The sequence below is a fragment of the Clostridioides sp. ES-S-0108-01 genome (assembly GCF_020662285.1).
Taxonomy (GTDB): Bacteria; Bacillota; Clostridia; order Peptostreptococcales; family Peptostreptococcaceae; genus Clostridioides.
The window spans coordinates 20010-38689 of sequence record NZ_JADGMN010000030.1; the positions used below are offsets into that span (position 1 = coordinate 20010).

Sequence of the window (18680 nt, forward strand, 5' to 3'; positions counted from 1 at the left end):
AAATAAGTTATTTCTTGATTATAGCGTTAAATGTACAATTATCTATACAAGCACCACATTTTAGACACTTAGAAGTATCTATTGTATGTTGTTCCTTAACGGAACCTGTTATACAACCAGCAGGACACACTCTAGAACATTTTGTACAACCCTTACAGTCATCTGTTATAAAGTAAGAAAGTAAGTTCTGACATTTACCAGCAGGACATTTCTTATCTACAACATGAGCTATATACTCATCTTTGAAATATTGAAGAGTACTTAAAACAGGGTTTGGAGCAGCTTTACCAAGACCACATAATGAAGCAGTTTGTATAGTTTCAGCAAGGTTTTCTAGGTCATCTAAATCTTGTAGAGTACCATTACCTTCTGTAATTTTAGTTAATATTTCTAATAATCTTGTAGTACCTATACGACAAGGTGTACATTTACCACAAGATTCTTCAACAGTAAACTCAAGGAAGAACTTGGCTATATCTACCATACAGTCAGATTCATCAAGAACAAGCATACCACCAGAGCCCATCATTGAACCGATAGAACTTAATGAACCAAAGTCTATAGGAGTGTCTAAATGTTCAGTTGGTATACATCCACCAGATGGACCACCTGTTTGAACAGCCTTGAATTTCTTATCTTCAGGGATTCCTCCACCAATTTCAAATACAATATCTCTTAAAGTAGTACCCATTGGAACTTCAACAAGTCCTACATTCTCTACTTTTCCACCAAGAGCAAAGACTTTAGTACCACTAGAATCTTCAGTACCTAAGTTAGCAAACCAATCTCCACCCTTAAGTATAATAGCAGGTATATTAGCAAAAGTCTCAACGTTATTTAAGCAAGTAGGAGATTTCCATAAACCACTCTTAGAAGAACTATAAGTCTTCATTCTAGGCTCACCACGTCTACCTTCAATTGAATGCATTAGTGCTGTACCTTCACCACAAACGAAAGCACCTGCACCATATTTTAATTCTAATTTAAAGTTAAATCCAGTACCTAAGATATTTTCACCAAGTAAACCGTATTTTTCAGCTTGAGCTATAGCTACTTTTAATCTTTCTATAGATTTTGGATATTCTGCTCTTATGTATATATATCCTGTATCAGAACCTATAGCATATCCACATATTGCCATAGCTTCTAGCACACTATGTGGGTCACCTTCAAGTACAGATCTATCCATAAATGCACCTGGGTCACCCTCATCAGCATTACATACAACAAACTTTTTATCTGTTGGACCAGCTGGATTTTTTGAAGCAGCTTCCCATTTAGAACCTGTAGGGAAACCAGCGCCACCTCTACCACGAAGACCAGAAGTTTTTACCTCTGCAATAACTTCTTGAGGAGTAAGAGAAGTTAAACATTTGCCTAGAGCTAAATAACCATCATTGGCAATATATTCTTCTATACTATCTGGGTCTATAAGCCCACAATTTTTTAAAGCTATACGTAACTGTTTTTTATAGAAGGACATTTCTTCTTGTTCTTCTACTTTTTTATTTGAAGATTCTTCTTCATATAATAATTCCTCAACAACTGTATTTCTAATTAAGTGGCTTTGAACTATCTTTTCAGCATCAGATGGATCAACCTTTACGTAGAAAACGTTATCAGGATAAACTTTTACGATAGGACCTTGAGCACAGAAACCAAAACAACCTGTCAAACGAACACTAACCTTGTCTTGGATTCCTGATTTCTTTATTTCATTTTCTAATTCATTAACTATTTCCAGACTGTTTGAAGATGTACATCCAGTATCACAACAAACAAGTAATTCTCTTCTTAATACATTTTCCTTAGAATAATTTTTTCTTAAGCTAAGATTAGGTTTCAGCTCATCAGCTAAAACTTTTAATTCATCAAATGAATTTACTTTACGCATTATTTATTCACCCCTCTTAACAATTCAATTCTAATTCTCTATAAGTATCTAATATTTCGCTTACTTGGTCAGGTTTTACCTTACCATAAACTTTACCATTTACAGTAACAACTGGAGCTAAACCACATGCCCCAAGACATCTTAAACCTTCTAAAGAAAATTTAAAATCACTAGTAGTTTCTCCAACTTTTATACCAAGTTGTTTTTCAAAAGCACTTAAAATTTTGTCAGCACCTTTTACAAAACATACAGTCCCTAGACAGACACTGATTTTATACTTACCTACAGGTTCTGTAGTAAAATAAGAATAGAATGTAACAACCCCATACACCTTTGCAGGAGCTACTCCAAGTTTTCTGGCAACATGAAGCTGAACTTCTTTTGGAAGATATCCAAATATACCTTGCGCTTCATGTAGAACTTGTATTAACGCGCCTTCCTTTGTTGCAAGAGAGTCAATAAATATATCTAGTTCGTCAAATAATTGCTTGTTGTGTGAAATAAAATCGCACATAACAAATCCCCCTTTTCTTTTTAAAGTTATTATTTTTCATAAAATAATTAACCATGAGTTGACCCCAACATTATGTTAGTGAACAAAACCAAAACAATAAAGAAAGAATAATATACAACAATTTCTTTATTCATAAAAACAATGCAAAAAAGTTACCTAATTAAAAATAAAAACTATACTAGTCTATTATAATATAAAATAATTCAGAATAGTTAAAAAAAATAAAAAAAATGAGCTAAATTCAATAAAAAAAAAATAATACATATAAAAAACTTTAAAAAATAAACTAAAATGTAAAATTTTTATAAATTAAAAGATTTATAAAACTGCTGATAATAGTCTGGAAATTGATTCCTTGATTTTTATATAAGTAGACCTAGAATTATATATATCTAATGTTATTTCTTTTGAATTTAAAATATCATTTTCAAATATAATTCTTTGCTCTAATGCTTTTTTTGAAGAGTACATAAATGCATTTACTTCAAAATTAAGCTCAAAACTTCTTATATCCATATTGGCTGTTCCTATAGAACATATAGAGTCATCTATAACTATTGTCTTAGCATGTAAAAATGCATTTTGGCCATAAGTGTAAATTTTAGCTCCAAATTTTAAAAGTTCTCCAGCATATGAATATGATGCCCAGTATACAAAGGGATGGTCAGGTTTAGAAGGAATCATAATTCTCACATCAACGCCAGATAAACAAGCTATTTTTAAAGTATCTATAAATGTTGAGTCAAGTATTAAATAAGGACTCTGTATGTATATATACTTTCTAGCTTTCTGAATCATTTTAAGGTAACCATATTTAATCTCGTCAAGTTCTAATATATCTGGACCACTTGATACTATCTGAATCCCAATATTTTCAGAAAGATGATTAGAGTTTGCTTCTTCTATAAAGTACTTTTCTAAGTCTAAATCTTCTTTAGTTGTGTATCTCCAATCAAGGATAAATCTCATATTTAGGTCAATTACACAATCACCAGTAAGCTTAGTATGTGTATCTCTCCATAGACCAAATTTTGGATTTCTACCTAAATATTCATCACCAACATTATATCCACCTACAAATCCTACTTTACCATCAATGACAACAATTTTTCGGTGATTTCTATAGTTTAAGTTAAAGTTTACAATTTTTAAGAATGGTGGGAAGAAGCTTCCAACTTTAACACCACTTTCTTTAAGTCTGGAAAGTGTACTATTTTTTAGTGTTCTACCACCAACTGCGTCAAATAAAAGTCTTACTTCAACACCTTCTTTAGCCTTGTTTACTAGAACGTCTATTATTTCAGTTCCGATTTTGTCATCTTTGAAAATATAAAATTGTATGTTTATATATTTTTCAGCTTTTTTAAGTTCTTCAAGAAGACTGTTAAAAAATTGACTAGACTCAGCATAAATCCACACATCGTTATTATTGGTGTAATGAGCATTATTTGAATTGGCCAATACATAAATCATATCCTTATGTTGATGTATATCTGAATCAATTTCAGATGTAGATTGGAGTTTAACCTGAGTATCTAGTATATTACTTTTGATTATCTTATCATCCTTTTCTTTCAATCTAAACATATTGTTTTTTGAAATATTTCTACCAAAAGCTATGTAAAGTATGAATCCAAGGGCAGGAATCAATACTAATATAATAAGCCATGTTAGAGTTGTATTTATGTTTCTCTTTTCTCTAAAGATAAGGTTCAGTATAACCATGAAATTAATTATATATATTGTAGTAACTGTTATTTCATATATTGACATTTCAAAAAATGATATATCGAACATAAAACTTCCTCCTTCAAATATTTATTAAAATAAGTAATTATATATAATAACACAAACATATATCTATTATATATAATACCTCAACAATAAAAAAGTAAAATAAATAATCGAAAGGTAAATTTTTCAAATTCAATATAAATTATTTCGAAGTTAACAAAATTATTATATAATAAATAATATAATTATATAAGACAAGTATATATAAGTATATAATATATTTTTTATATTAATAAAAATTATTATATATTATATTGTTATTATATAATTGTTGCCATAAAAAGACAAGTAAAAGTATAATTTTTAAGGGGGAAGGATTTATGAGTAAAGGATTCTTGACACCTGGGGAAACTGCACAAGCAACTATAAGTGCAGGCATAAAAAAAGCAAACATTTCAACACAAAATGCAATTTTATTAGGTTTATTTGGAGGAGCATTTATAGGTTTAGGGGCATTGGGGAGTATGATAGTTAGCCAAACTTTTGGCAAGATAGACCCAGGAGTAGCTGGTTTTTTAAGTGCTATGGTCTTTCCAGTAGGTCTTATGCTTGTAGTGGTAGCAGGAGCAGAGTTATTTACTGGAAATACTTTAATGCTTATTCCACTTATGGACAAAAAAATAACATTAGGAAAAATGTTAAGAAACTGGGGACTAGTTTATTTTGCAAATTTAGTAGGTTCAATTTTGTTAGTAGCACTTGTATTTTATTCTTCTACATTGACAGGGGATGCAGCTACAAAAGCTATAGCTGTGGCAGAAGCTAAAGTTAATTCAACTATAGTTTCAATGTTTTTAAAAGCAATACTTTGTAATATTCTAGTAGTTTTAGCTGTATGGATGTCTACAGCATCTCAAGACGTAATATCAAAATTAGCTTCATGCTGGACAGCAATAATGCTATTTGTGTTATGTGGGTTCCAACATAGTGTTGCAAACATGTTTTTTATACCAATGGGAATGGTATTAGGAGCAAATATAACTATGGCTCAATTCATGACTAATTTGGTGTTTGTAACACTTGGAAATATCATTGGGGGTTCCATAGTAGTTGGAGGAATTTATTATCTTTGCTATGTTAAAAATAGTTAGATAAATAATACGAATTAAATTGCCTTTTAAAGCATTGATATCAGTGATATTGATGCTTTTTTTAAATTATTTATATTCTTTTATATGTTGTTATTTTTTTTTTTTTACTTTATTATATATTTATTGAATATAGTTTGTAATTAAGAAACTTAAAATATAAAATCCATATGATAAGCAAAATCATATATTATTGAATATAGTTAATACTATATATTAATGTAATTTAAATAAGAATGACAGCTAAAGTTCAGTATAATTTGGGAGGAAATACAATGAATAATCAAGATATATATGAAAGTTTATTAAATATATTAAGTAAAGATGATATAAAAGTCGATGAACCCATGAAAAAACATATTTCATTTAGGGTAGGAGGACCAGCAGATATATTAGTTAGACCTAGAACTGAAGAACAATTGAAGAATATACTTCAGTTGGTAAAAAAAGAATCTATTCCATATTTAATAATTGGAAATGGTTCAAACATTTTAATTAAAGATGGTGGAATAAGAGGAATGGTAATAGAATTAGCTGATAATTTCAATTCTTATGAGATAAATGATACTAGGATGACTGCTCAGTCAGGAGTTTTGTTATCAGTTTTAGGTAAAGCTCTCCAAAAGCAAGAATTAAAAGGATTTGAGTTTGCATCAGGGATACCTGGGACATTAGGAGGAGCATTAGCCATGAATGCTGGAGCATATGGCGGTGAAATGAAGGATATAGTAAAGTCAGTAAGACTTATGGATATGGAAGGCAATATTTTTGAACTGTCAAATGAACAGATGGAATTTGGGTATAGAAAAAGTATAATATCGAAAAATGGGTATATAGCTCTATCAGCAGAATTAGAGTTACAAAAAGGAAATTATGATGAAATAAAAAGTTTAATGGATGATTTAGCAACAAGAAGAATAACTAAACAACCATTAAATTTTGCTAGTGCAGGAAGTACATTTAAAAGACCAACAGGATATTTTGCAGGTAAATTAATAGAAGAAACTGGATTAAGAGGTCTTACTTTGAGAGGAGCACAAGTATCTGAGAAGCATTGTGGATTTGTAGTTAATCAAGGAGAAGCAAGTGCTAAAGATATTTTAGACTTAATATATGTTATAAAAAGTGCTGTCTATGCCAAGTTTGGAGTTATGTTGGAAGAAGAAGTCAAAATACTTGGAGAGGATTAACCAATGAAAATACTGGCTGATTATCATACACATACATTATATAGTCATGGCAAAGGGACTATTGAGGACAATGTAAAGGTGGCCATTTCTAAAGGAATAAAGACAATAGGAATATCAGACCATAGTTATAAACATATTGCATATGGTGTAAAGAAAAAAGATATTCTTAAAATGAGAGAAGAAGTAAATTATTTAAATGATAAGTATAGTGATATAAATGTACTTTTAGGTATGGAGTGTAATATATTAGATGATAAAGGTAATATAGATATGGATGATAAATTTATTAAAGAATTTGACTATATTATGGCTGGATATCATTTTGGTTCTACTCCAACATCATTCAAAAGTTTATTAAATCATTGTAATAATTATATATTTAAAACTAAAAAGGCTAAAGAATATAATACAAAAGCTGTAATAAATGCGATAAGTAATAATGATATTTTTATAATTACTCATCCTGGAGATAAAGGTGATGTGTATATAGAAGAGGTAGCAAAGACAGCAAAAAAGACAGATACTAGACTTGAAATAAATAGTAGTCATTCTTTTTTGAATGTAAATCAATTAAATAAGATAAAAGAGCTAGAAAATAAATTTATAATAGGCTCAGATGCACATTGTCCAGAAAGAGTTGGCGATTTTAAGCTAGCTATGAAGACTATATCCGGCTCTAATCTGGATATATCATTAGTAGAAAACATTATAATATGATAAACATAAGATAAAAGGGAGGAGTTAGCAATGAAATTTGTTATAGTTACAGGTCTTTCAGGATCTGGAAAAAGTGAGACAATGAGAGCTTTAGAGGATATGGGATTTTATTGTGTAGATAATCTACCTCCTGCTTTGATAACTAAATTTGCAGAATTATGTTATCAACCAAATTCAAGTATTGATAAAGTTGCTCTAGGGATAGATATAAGAGGGAGAAAGTTTTTTGAAGCTCTTCATGAAAGTTTAAATTACTTGGAAAAAGAAAATTATAAATATGAAATGGTATATTTAGATTGTAACGATGATGTATTGTTGAAGAGATATAAAATGACAAGAAGAAATCATCCATTAGCAAAAGACATGCAGATTCCAGAAGGCATAAAAATGGAAAGAAAAATAATGGAGCCTTTAAAAGAATTATCTACATGTATAATTGATACAACTAATATGAAACCAAAAGACCTTAAAGAAGAAATAAAGAAAATATATTCTTCTGGTGAAGATAATCCAAACCTAACTATTTCTGTAGTATCTTTTGGATTTAAACATGGTATACTTGCTGATGCAGATTTAGTATTCGATGTAAGATTCCTTCCAAATCCCTATTATGTTGAAGAATTAAGAGCTAAAACTGGTGATTATAAAGAAGTTAGAGATTATGTTATGAATTCTAAAATCAGTGAAGAATTTTATGTGAAACTTTTAGATATGATTCATTTTTTAGTACCTCAATATATAGAGGAAGGAAAACAACATTTAGTAATTGGTGTCGGATGCACAGGTGGAAGACATAGGTCAGTTACTATAACAAATCTTATAGCGGAGGATTTATCTAATAAGGGATATAGAGTTGTAAAGAAACATAGAGACTCTATGTTGCGATAATGGAGGCAAACATGACTAAATTACTTATTATTGTAGGAATTTTAGGTTGGATTGCATTAATTGTATCGTTATTTATATATAAGAAAGCAAAAAATGAAAAAGTAAAACTGTTTCAAAGGTCTATTGTTGAGAATAGAGAACCAAATGTTGTTGTGATAGGTGGAGGTACTGGGCAATCAGTATTTTTAAGAGGTCTTAAACATTCTACACAAAATATAACTGCAATTGTAACTGTTGCTGATGATGGTGGAGGTTCAGGAGTATTGAGAGAAGACTTGGGAATGCTTCCACCAGGAGACATAAGAAACTGTCTATTAGCACTTGCAAATATAGAGCCAACAATGAATGAAGTTATGCAATATAGATTTACAGAAGGGCTTTTAAAGGGTCAGAGTTTTGGAAATTTATTTTTGGCTGCTATGAATGGATTGTATGGAAACTTTGAAAAAGCTGTATATAAATTAAGTGAGATTTTTGCTATAACAGGAAGAGTTTTGCCAGTAACTTTGGAAGATGTAAACTTAGTTGCCAAATTAGAAAATGGCAATATAATAAATGGAGAATCTAGCATACCTGAAGAGTCAAAAAGTCAAAAAAGCTCTATTGATAAAATTTTTTTAAATCCAAAAGATGTCAAGCCATTAAAGGATGTTATTGCATCTATTTATGATGCTGACATTATAATTATGGGTCCTGGAAGCTTATATACGAGTATAATACCAAATTTACTTGTAGAGGGTATTGTAGACGCTATTAAGTCGTCTTTAGCTCCAAAGGTATATATAGCAAATATAATGACTCAGCCAGGTGAGACAGAAGGATACAATGTATTAGAGCATGTTAATGCTATAGTAAAGCACACTGATGAAAATTTAATAGATTATGTAATAGCAAATAATGAAATATTGCCAGAAGAAATGCTCGACTTATATAAACAAGATGGAGCAGAGCAAGTTTTGTTAGATAAAAAGCAAAAAGATAAATTAAAAGAGATGCGTATAAAAACTGTAGAGAAGAATTTAATTGAAATAAAAAATAATTATATAAGACATGATGCAAAGTATATATCTAACATAGTTATTGAGTTAGCCCTAAATCATAATTACAACAAAAGTTAGTAAAAAAGGATTTTAAAAAATTGTGTAGAAATCCTTATCATTATGTTAGTTTTAAGGAGTGAACATCGATGAGAGAAGAGGTTAGTGCTGGTGGTGTAGTCCTGTTTGGCAATACGATTCTTTTACTAAGGAAGTTCAATGGAGATTGGGTTCTACCCAAGGGAAAAGTAGAAGAAGGGGAAAATAACCAAGAGGCAGCATTACGTGAAGTAAGTGAAGAAACGGGAGTAAAAGCAGATATATTGAAATATTTAGGCGAAATACACTATACATTCAAAGAAAACTGGGATGAAAATAGAGCAGTTCATAAAACAGTTTTTTGGTATTTGATGCAAGCAAAGAATATGGATACTATTCCACAAAAAGAGGAAGGCTTTATTGATGCTAAATTTATCCATCTAGATAGAGTAGTAGACCTAGCTAGGTATGATGATGAAAAGGAGATAATAAAGGTTGCCTTACAAGAAATAAAAAAAAGGTTAAAGAAAAATTAGTTAATAGGTGATAGATATGTCTTTTTCAACTGAAACCAAAAATGAACTAGCGAGAATTGTATCTGGGAATGAATGTTGTAATATAGCTGAATTATCAGCTCTAGTCAAATCAGGGGGAAGTATACAAATTGTTGGATATAAAAAGCTAAATCTAAAGATAACAACAGAATTAAATTCAATAGCCCGTAAAGTATTTAAGCTATTAAAAAAGAATTTTAATATTAATACTACAATCTCTGTAAATAAGAATCAAATGCTGAAGAGAAATAACAGTTATGTATTAATGGTAACAAGTGAAATGGGTTCAGAAATGTTATTAAAAAAGTTAGGTATACTTGAAAACAAAGAAGGATTTTTTACCATAAACAAAATTTCAGAGAACTTAATTAAACATGAAGGATGTAAGAGAGCTTTCATAAGAGGAGCTTTTCTTGGTGGAGGTTCTATAAGCGACCCAGAAAAGAATTATCATATGGAATTTGTAACTAACAATGAGGAGTTTGCGGATGCTCTAAAAGAACTTATAAATTCTTTAGGTTTTAATAGTAAAATTGTGGCTAGAAAAAATAATCATGTTGTTTATATTAAAGAGAGTGAACAAATATCAGATTTATTGAGTATTATAGGAGGACACCATGCTCTTTTAAGTCTTCAAAACACTAAAATAGTAAAAGAAATGAGAAATAATGTAAACAGGATAGTAAATTGTGAGACAGCTAACCTTTCTAAAACAGTAAATGCGGCAGTAAGACAAGTAGAAAATATTAAGCTCATACAAGAAACTATAGGAATTAGCAGTTTGCCAGAAAATTTACAAGAAATAGCTAAGATTAGAATTGAGTATGAGGATATGACTCTCAAAGAACTTGGAGAGATGTTAGAACCACCAATAGGAAAATCTGGTGTCAATCATAGGCTTAGAAAAATAGAAGAAATTGCGACAGATTTGAAAAAAAAATCATCACAATAAATTGAAGGGACAATCTCAGAATAAGCATTAATTTCTAACATATAATGAAATATGTTGAAGTTAATTCCTATTTTGAGATAAAAGTCTCTGTTTTTGTTTTAAGACATATATTTGTGGTAAAATTAAATTTATAAAACAGGAGGTGATTTAATGAACAAAGATTTTGCTCATCTTCATGTGCATACTGAGTATAGTTTACTTGATGGATTTTCGAGGGTGAAAAAACTTATAAAAAGGGCTAAGGAATTAGACATGAGCTCAATAGCTATCACTGACCATGGTTGTATGTTTGGTGTTATAGATTTCTACAAAACAGCTATAAAAGAAGGAATAAAGCCAATTATAGGGTGTGAAGTTTATACGGCTGCACGTGGACTTAGAGATAAAGACCCAAACTATGACAAATATCAAGGTCATTTAGTTCTGTTAGCTAAGAATATGGAAGGCTATAAAAATTTAATAAAAATAGTTTCAACTTCATATGTAGAAGGTTTTTATTATAAACCTAGAGTTGACATGGAAGAACTTAAAAAACACAACCAAGGAATTATAGCACTTTCTGCGTGTCTTGCAGGAGATGTAGCACGTGCTTTAATGAATAGAAATTATGAAAAAGCAAAACAATTTGCTATTGATTACAAAGACATATTTGGAGAAGAAAACTTCTTTTTGGAAATTCAAGACCATAATTTACCTGAACAAAAAGAAGTAAATTCTGGATTAGTAAAATTATCAAAAGAGACTGGTATTCCGCTAGTTGCTACTAATGATGTTCACTATGTAAATAAAGAAGATTCAAAGATACATGATGTCCTTATGTGTATTCAAATGGGAAAAACATTAAATGACCCAAATAGAATGAGATTTGGTAGTGATGAGTTTTATTTAAAATCAAGAGAAGAAATGGAAGAATTATTTCCGTATGCATTAGAGGCTATTGATAATACTGTGAAAATAGCTGATATGTGTAATGTAGAGTTTGACTTTAATACTATACATCTTCCTAAGTATGATGTTCCAGAAGGATATACACCAGAAACTTATTTAAGGGAGTTATGTTTTAATGGACTGAAAGAGAGATATGATAATCCTAGCGATGAGATAATAGAGAGATTAAAGTATGAATTAGATGTAATTGAAAAAATGGGTTATGTAGAGTATTTCTTGATTGTATGGGATTTCATAAACTTTTCTAAAGAAAATAATATTATAGTAGGACCAGGTAGAGGTAGTGCAGCTGGTTCAATAGTAGCATACACACTTAAGATAACTGATATAGACCCAATAAAGTACTCTCTCTTGTTTGAGCGCTTTTTAAATCCAGAGCGTATATCTATGCCAGATATAGATATCGGTGCGACACGTTGGTAATTGAAAAGATTGCCCACTAAGTTACAAAAACTTAGGAGAACTAATACTCTGAGCAATTAAATGATAAGGTAACGCTTTGAAGAATTGCCATTAAGACTACGATATGCAATGGATTAAGTTATTATGAAGTTGTGTAAAGCTCGTTGAAGTCGGCAGAAAAATTACCCTAACGAGTTAAGTTGAGGAAAGGTTTAATTAGCTGTAATTGATATGTCGGATGTCTATGAAGTATATCTATGGTGAGTATCCAAAATGTGTAATGGGGACGAACTACTGACTGACTTATCGTGAATATCGCTTAGTAGAAATGCTAAGAGAACCAAATTTGGTTTATCATCAGAAGGATGAGTAAAGGCTGTGTTAAGAAAATCCTACAATTCTTACAGGGAATTGGATTGATGACGGTATTTAGGTAGCACCTAAGGATATACGGTAAAGATAGGAGTATTGGAACGTGGAAAGCCTTGAACATGGAGATATAACTGTCAAAGAAGTGTTTTAAGGGAAATGATAGATTAATTATCTATAACCTTAATTAATCAAGGTGAGAGTAGAGCCACAGTACCAAAGAAGTCATGATAATAAGTGATGGAGGGATAGGCTCAAGTCGTTTGAGTAGATTAAATATTATGTTTAAAAATTTGCGATAGTTCAGGTTCTTGTAAGACTAATAGAAACGAAAATCTCAAAGAAGTTTACTTCTTGGAAAGGAGATGATTAGTTGACTGAACAAAAGATTAAGAAAAGAAAAGTCCTAAGAAATAATGAATACTATGGACAACAAAAAAATATTAGATGATTTGTATAAGAAATCAAGTGAAGGCAGATATTTTGACAAACTGTATGAATTAATCATAAATGAAGATAACATTATGAAGGCATATAGAAGAATCAAAAGAAATACTGGTAGCAAAACAAAAGGTATTAATGGACACACTATTAAATATTTAGAACATTTATCTAAAGACAAATTAATAAATATTGTGCGACAGAGATTAAGCTATTACAGACCTAATCCTGTAAGAAGAGTGTTCATACCAAAAAGCAATGGAAAACAAAGACCATTAGGAATACCTACAATTGAAGATAGACTCATTCAACAATGTATCTTACAGATATTAGAACCCATATGTGAAGGTAAATTCCATAAATCAAGTTTTGGGTTTAGACCTAACAGAAGTACACATCATGCAATTGCAAGGTGTCAGCATCTAATCAATCATAGTAAAAATCACTTTGTAGTTGATGTAGATATAAAAGGGTTCTTTGATAATGTCAATCATGGGAAATTAATGAAACAACTTTGGACTATTGGTGTAAGAGATAAGAAATTATTGTGTGTAATAAGCAAAATGTTAAAAGCAGAAATGGTAGGTGAGGGTATACTAACTAAAGGTATACCACAAGGAGGAATATTATCTCCACTACTTGCAAATATTGTACTTAATGAATTTGATTGGTGGATTTCCAACCAATGGGAAACTAAAACTACTAATCACATATACAAACAACCAAGTTCTAAGATAGTTGCACTTAAAAATAGTAAGTTAAAACCATGTTACATTGTTAGATATGCAGATGACTTTAAGATATTTACTGATAGCAGAACAAATGCTAAGAAATTATTTATGGCTTCCAAACTTTGGTTGAATGACAGGCTTGATTTAGAAATTAGTGAAGAAAAAAGTAAGGTAACTAATTTAAGAAAAAATGGGTCGGATTTCTTAGGAATAAGACTACGAGCAGTGTCAAAAGGAACATCTCAATTAGGATATGTTTCTCAAAGTAAAATAGAGCCTAAGAGAAAATCGAAAATTACAGAAGTATACAAGAGTAAGTTAAAAGATTTAAGTAAAAGTCCAAGTATGGATAAATCTAAAAATCTTAATGGATTTACATTAGGAATTCATAACTACTATAAAGTAGCAACTGATGTAAGACAAGATTTTCATGACATAATGTATTTAGTGTATGGTAAATATAAAACTCTTAAACGAAGGCATATAATAACCGAAAAAGGTGAAAAGAATGAAGTATTTAAGACATTCTATAAAGGATATAGTGGAAGTTTAGATAGATGTTGTAATATAACTTTATATCCGATACCATTTGTACATTTTACAAAGCCACTACAAATTCATCCAGAGGTTACACCGTATACTGAAATTGGTAGAAACCGAATTCACAATACACTGACCGTAGTATTACCACAAGAATTAGAGGCTTTAAGAAGAGGTAATTTTGGTAAAAGAAGTGTTGAATATATAGATAACAGAATATCAAGATTTGTAGGTCAAAATGGAAAATGTTATATAACTGGAATTAGGTTATTCACAGATGAAGTACATTGCCATCACAAAGTTCCACTAAAATCTGGTGGAACAGATAAATATGATAACTTAATTATAGTTCATAAGGATATACATAAACTTATACACTCAACTAATATTAAACTAATTCTACAATCATCAAAAGATTGGACAGTTAAATCGAAATCAAAATTTAACCAATTAAGAAAACAAGCAAATTTAGAACCGATAGATTTTAAATTGGTCGCATAATATATCTACAATTCAAACGAGGGAACGCCGTGTGAGGTGAAAGTCTCACGCACGGTGTGGGACGGGGGAAAATCTGGAGATAACTTCAAAGGATTACCTATCGTCATATTTTTGTTATGAGAGAAGAGAAGAAGTTATAGATTATGTAAAGAGAAAATATGGTGATGACCATGTCGCACAAATAATAACTTTTGGGACAATGGGTGCAAAAGCTGCAATAAGAGATGTTGGAAGAGTATTGGATATAGGTTACAATAAAGTTGACAAGGTAGCCAAGGAGATACCATTTGCTTTGGGAATGACAATAGATAAGGCTTTGGATACAAATCCTAACCTTAAAGAATTGTATGACCAAGACCCAGAAACAAAAGAGATAATAAATATATCGAAACAGATAGAGGGAATGCTAAGACATGCTTCTACACATGCTGCGGGGGTAGTTATATCAAAAAATCCTGTGGATGAATATGTGCCTTTATACAAGCATCAAGATGCAATCACAACACAATTTACCATGACAACACTTGAAGAACTTGGTCTTTTGAAGATGGATTTTCTGGGACTAAGAACTCTCACAGTTATAAGAGATACACTTGATTTAATAGAAAAAAATAGAGTCATAAAAAACTACACAGAAAAAATAGACTTTTCAAAGATGGATTATGATGACCCAAAGGTATATGAAATGCTTTCATCTGGAAATACATTAGGGGTGTTTCAATTGGAGAGTGCTGGTATGAGAAGTTTTATGAAGCAACTAAGACCAGACAATTTTGAAGATATTGTAGCAGGTATATCCCTATTCAGACCAGGTCCAATGGATTCTATACCTGCGTATATAAAAAATAAAAGCAATCCAGAAGATGTAACATATCTACATGAAAAATTAAAGCCTATAATGGAAGTTACATATGGTTGTTTGGTATATCAAGAGCAAGTTAGTGCGACACGTTTCGCAGAAAGATAGAAATATTAAGGATGCGACAATTGAATTTATTCAATTAGAACTTATAGCTTGAAGAGTAGAATGATGGAGTAACGCCCTGAAATGCTCTCTCTAATAGTCCCCACATGCATGAGAAGTTGAATATTTGATTGTATGAAGCTGGGTAAGGCAGGTTGAAAATTGTCCTAACAGAGAATTTCATGTATTTAATGAATGAAGCTGAGGAAAGTAGCATAGAGGTATGCAATGCAATCTATAGACCGTGAGGCTACAAAATATCCATGGTGAGAATGTATTATAAGTACTGACGAACTTCCGAATGTACGGGTCCTTAGTTCTAAGTAGTAGAAATGCTACACCCTCTTGTGAGGTGTCAGTGAGGTTTAGTAAGATTTGACTTTATGAAAGACCTTATAGTGTTATAGGCACTATCAAGCTGACGGGCTTAAAGGAAGCACCTAAAGATATATGTATAGCTAAAGCTATAGGAACGTGGAAAGCTTGGAACATGGAGGAAATTCAATTCTGATGAAGTGTTGATAAGGAAAGGTATTTAACTATAACTTATCTTAATCCAAGTGATAGTGAAGCCATAGTACCAAGGAAACAGAGATAATAATCTATGGAGGGATGGGCTTTAGTCGGAAATATTAATAATTAAAATATAATATTATTATCATAAAAGATAATTTCAAAGGTTCGAGTAAGACTAAGAGAATGTACTGTCAAATTTATTTGATGGGACGTGACTTTGATAGAAAAAAATCAAGAAATAAAGAAAAAGAATACTCTTAGATACAATGAATATTATAGAACTCAAGAAATATTTGACAATTTATATGCAAGGTCAGAAAGAAATGAGAATTTCTATAAGCTTTACGAATTAATCATAAGTGAAGAAAATATTCTTTTAGCATATAGAATAATAAAGTCAAATAAAGGTAGTAGAACCAAAGGTAGCAATCCTCATACAATTAAAGATATTAAGAAGTGGAGCGAGGAAGAAATAATATCCTATGTCAGGAAAAGACTTGAAAATTATAAACCTCAAACCATTAGAAGAATATTTATACCAAAGCATGATGGTAAAATGCGACCATTGGGAATACCGACAATCGAAGACCGTATTATTCAGCAATGTATCAAGCAAGTATTAGAACCAATATGTGAAGCAAAATTTTATAACTATAGTTTTGGATTTAGACCAAATAGAAGTGCAAAACATGCAATATCAAGATGCTATCATTTGATGCAGAGAGCAGATTTACATTATGTAGTCGATATTGATTTAAAAGGATTTTTTGACAATGTCAATCATAGTAAATTATTAAAACAAATGTATAGCTTGGGCATTAGAGATAAAAGGGTAATAAGTATTATATCAAAAATGCTAAAGTGTGAAGTTATAGGTGAAGGTATACAACAAAAAGGAACTCCACAAGGGGGGATATTATCTCCACTACTATCAAATATAGTTCTAAATGAACTTGACTGGTGGATACACTCACAGTTCTATGGTATGCCAACTAAACATAAGTATAGCTGTCAATTAGCACATTGCAGAGCACTAAAAGGAACAAATCTAAAAGAAATGCACATCGTAAGATATGCAGATGATTTTAAAATATTTTGTAGAGATTATAAAACTGCTTGTAGAATTAAAATAGCAATTACAGATTGGTTGAAAGATAGATTAACTCTTGAAATTAACCAAGATAAATCAAAAATTGTAAATTTAAGAAAGCATTATTCTGAATTTTTAGGACTTAAAATGAAAATTCACAGAAAAGGAATAAAAGACTATAATGGTAACAAAAAAGATAAGTATACAATTAAAAGCTGTATGTCAAATAAAGCAGTTAATAATCTGACAGATAAAATTAAAAGACAAATTAAAGTTATACAACACTCTGATAAACCAAAGGTTGAGTTAGCAAAGCTAAATCAAATGATTTTTGGTTATCATAATTATTATGATAGTGCTTCTCATGTTTGTAAGAGTTTTCATACTATAGAATATAATGTTCTGAAGTATATGAAAAACAGGCTTAAACCTTTTGCAACAAAAACAGGAACAAAGAATAATGTAATTGAGAAATATTATGGAGAAAGTAAAGCGATTAAATATTATTGCCAATACGCACTAATACCAATCTCATACATAAAAACAAGACCTCCAATGCAGTTTAAACAAGAAACCTGTGATTACACAGAAAGAGGAAGAGAATTAGTTCATGATTATTTAAAACTTACAATAACAAGTAGGATAGCAGATATGATGAGATATTTCTCGAAAAATGAGAGTGTAGAATATAATGATAATAGAATATCACTATTTTCAGCACAAAATGGTCAGTGTGCAATAACAAAATGGGTTCTTAAAACTTTTCACTTCCATTGTCATCATAAAATACCAAAACATTTGGGTGGTGATGATAGCTATCAAAATCTTGTAATAATGGAAGGTAGAGTACATAAGTTAATACATACAGTTGATGAAGAGTTAATAAATAAAATAGTAAAAGAACTTTCGCTAAATAAAACTCAAATTAATAAAGTAAACAAATACAGAGTACTTTGTAATCTAAATAAGATAAATGTTGCATGATAAATGAAATAATAATTTATTCTTGATAATATCTTAATATTAATTATTCAAATTATTGGTATTTCGATGGAACGCCGTATGAGCAGGAAACTCTCATGTACGGTGTGAAGTGGGGGAAAAGATGGAGATGACTTCAAAATCTTACCTATCACTATTGCAGGTCGTTAGAGATTTAGGTGGTTATAGTTATGGACGAAGTGACCTAGTTAGAAGAGCCATGAGTAAGAAAAAGATGGATGTGATGGAAGAAGAAAGACAATATTTTATTCATGGTAAATTTGACGAAGATGGTAATATAGAAATTGCAGGGTGTATTAGAAATGGTGTAGAAGAGGAAATAGCTAATAAAATATTTGATGACATGATAGACTTTGCTCGATATGCATTTAATAAATCACATGGTGCGTCCAGTTCTTGCATATAAAAGCCTTTAGTTGAGGAACAAAAGCAAGTGGATTAATATAATTAATTCAAACTAATAAAACGAATTGAAAGGTGAAAATCCTTTCTATCACAACTATCAATAG

12 protein-coding genes and 3 pseudogenes are annotated in these 18680 nt (G+C 30.5%); 12 read left to right on the forward strand and 3 right to left on the reverse strand.

Annotated features, from left to right (window positions below; all coding sequences use genetic code 11):
• Positions 1 to 7: 7 nt before the first annotated feature.
• The 3 genes from IR152_RS18180 to cls all read right to left on the reverse strand — a co-directional run bounded on the left by IR152_RS18180 (position 8) and on the right by cls (position 4205).
• On the reverse strand, positions 8 to 1894 hold the full coding sequence (locus IR152_RS18180) for an NADH-quinone oxidoreductase subunit NuoF (RefSeq protein ID WP_227453262.1): 1887 nt from the start codon (positions 1892 to 1894) through the stop codon (positions 8 to 10).
• A 16-nt stretch (positions 1895 to 1910) separates the two neighbouring features.
• Positions 1911 to 2408 carry a complex I 24 kDa subunit family protein gene (locus IR152_RS18185; RefSeq protein WP_003416946.1) on the reverse strand — a complete coding sequence of 166 codons (498 nt, stop codon included), beginning with the start codon at positions 2406 to 2408 and terminating at the stop codon, positions 1911 to 1913.
• Positions 2409 to 2726: 318 nt separating this feature from the next.
• Positions 2727 to 4205 (reverse strand): cardiolipin synthase, encoded by a 1479-nt coding sequence (gene cls, locus IR152_RS18190; protein ID WP_227453263.1) that lies wholly within the window; start codon positions 4203 to 4205, stop codon positions 2727 to 2729.
• 317 nt (positions 4206 to 4522) lie between these two features.
• On the opposite strand from cls, the gene IR152_RS18195 reads away from it, so the two are divergent.
• From IR152_RS18195 to IR152_RS18250, 12 genes and pseudogenes are all read left to right on the forward strand, one after another.
• The gene (locus tag IR152_RS18195; protein ID WP_227453264.1) at positions 4523 to 5293 is read left to right on the forward strand and encodes a formate/nitrite transporter family protein; all 771 of its coding nucleotides are present in this window, start codon (positions 4523 to 4525) and stop codon (positions 5291 to 5293) included.
• Positions 5294 to 5565: 272 nt separating this feature from the next.
• Positions 5566 to 6480 carry a UDP-N-acetylmuramate dehydrogenase gene (gene murB, locus IR152_RS18200; RefSeq protein WP_227453265.1) on the forward strand — a complete coding sequence of 305 codons (915 nt, stop codon included), beginning with the start codon at positions 5566 to 5568 and terminating at the stop codon, positions 6478 to 6480.
• Positions 6481 to 6483: 3 nt separating this feature from the next.
• Entirely contained in the window at positions 6484 to 7197 is a 714-nt protein-coding gene (locus IR152_RS18205) for a PHP domain-containing protein (protein WP_227453266.1), read from the forward strand.
• 30 nt (positions 7198 to 7227) lie between these two features.
• On the forward strand, positions 7228 to 8085 hold the full coding sequence (gene rapZ, locus IR152_RS18210) for an RNase adapter RapZ (RefSeq protein WP_227453267.1): 858 nt from the start codon (positions 7228 to 7230) through the stop codon (positions 8083 to 8085).
• A gap of 11 nt (positions 8086 to 8096) precedes the next feature.
• The gene (locus tag IR152_RS18215; RefSeq protein WP_227453268.1) at positions 8097 to 9203 is read left to right on the forward strand and encodes a gluconeogenesis factor YvcK family protein; all 1107 of its coding nucleotides are present in this window, start codon (positions 8097 to 8099) and stop codon (positions 9201 to 9203) included.
• A gap of 68 nt (positions 9204 to 9271) precedes the next feature.
• Complete coding sequence (locus IR152_RS18220) at positions 9272 to 9697, forward strand: NUDIX hydrolase (RefSeq protein ID WP_003416968.1); 426 nt, start codon at positions 9272 to 9274, stop codon at positions 9695 to 9697.
• 16 nt (positions 9698 to 9713) lie between these two features.
• Positions 9714 to 10667 (forward strand): DNA-binding protein WhiA, encoded by a 954-nt coding sequence (gene whiA, locus IR152_RS18225; RefSeq protein WP_227453269.1) that lies wholly within the window; start codon positions 9714 to 9716, stop codon positions 10665 to 10667.
• A 150-nt stretch (positions 10668 to 10817) separates the two neighbouring features.
• A pseudogene (gene dnaE / locus IR152_RS18230) lies at positions 10818 to 12020 on the forward strand (DNA polymerase III subunit alpha); the annotation flags it as partial.
• A 791-nt stretch (positions 12021 to 12811) separates the two neighbouring features.
• The gene (gene ltrA / locus IR152_RS18235) at positions 12812 to 14599 is read left to right on the forward strand and encodes a group II intron reverse transcriptase/maturase (RefSeq protein ID WP_227453270.1); all 1788 of its coding nucleotides are present in this window, start codon (positions 12812 to 12814) and stop codon (positions 14597 to 14599) included.
• A gap of 109 nt (positions 14600 to 14708) precedes the next feature.
• A pseudogene (gene dnaE / locus IR152_RS18240) lies at positions 14709 to 15539 on the forward strand (DNA polymerase III subunit alpha); the annotation flags it as partial.
• 757 nt (positions 15540 to 16296) lie between these two features.
• Positions 16297 to 18153 carry a group II intron reverse transcriptase/maturase gene (ltrA, locus tag IR152_RS18245; protein WP_227453271.1) on the forward strand — a complete coding sequence of 619 codons (1857 nt, stop codon included), beginning with the start codon at positions 16297 to 16299 and terminating at the stop codon, positions 18151 to 18153.
• 151 nt (positions 18154 to 18304) lie between these two features.
• A pseudogene (locus tag IR152_RS18250) lies at positions 18305 to 18562 on the forward strand (hypothetical protein); the annotation flags it as partial.
• Positions 18563 to 18680: the final 118 nt, after the last annotated feature.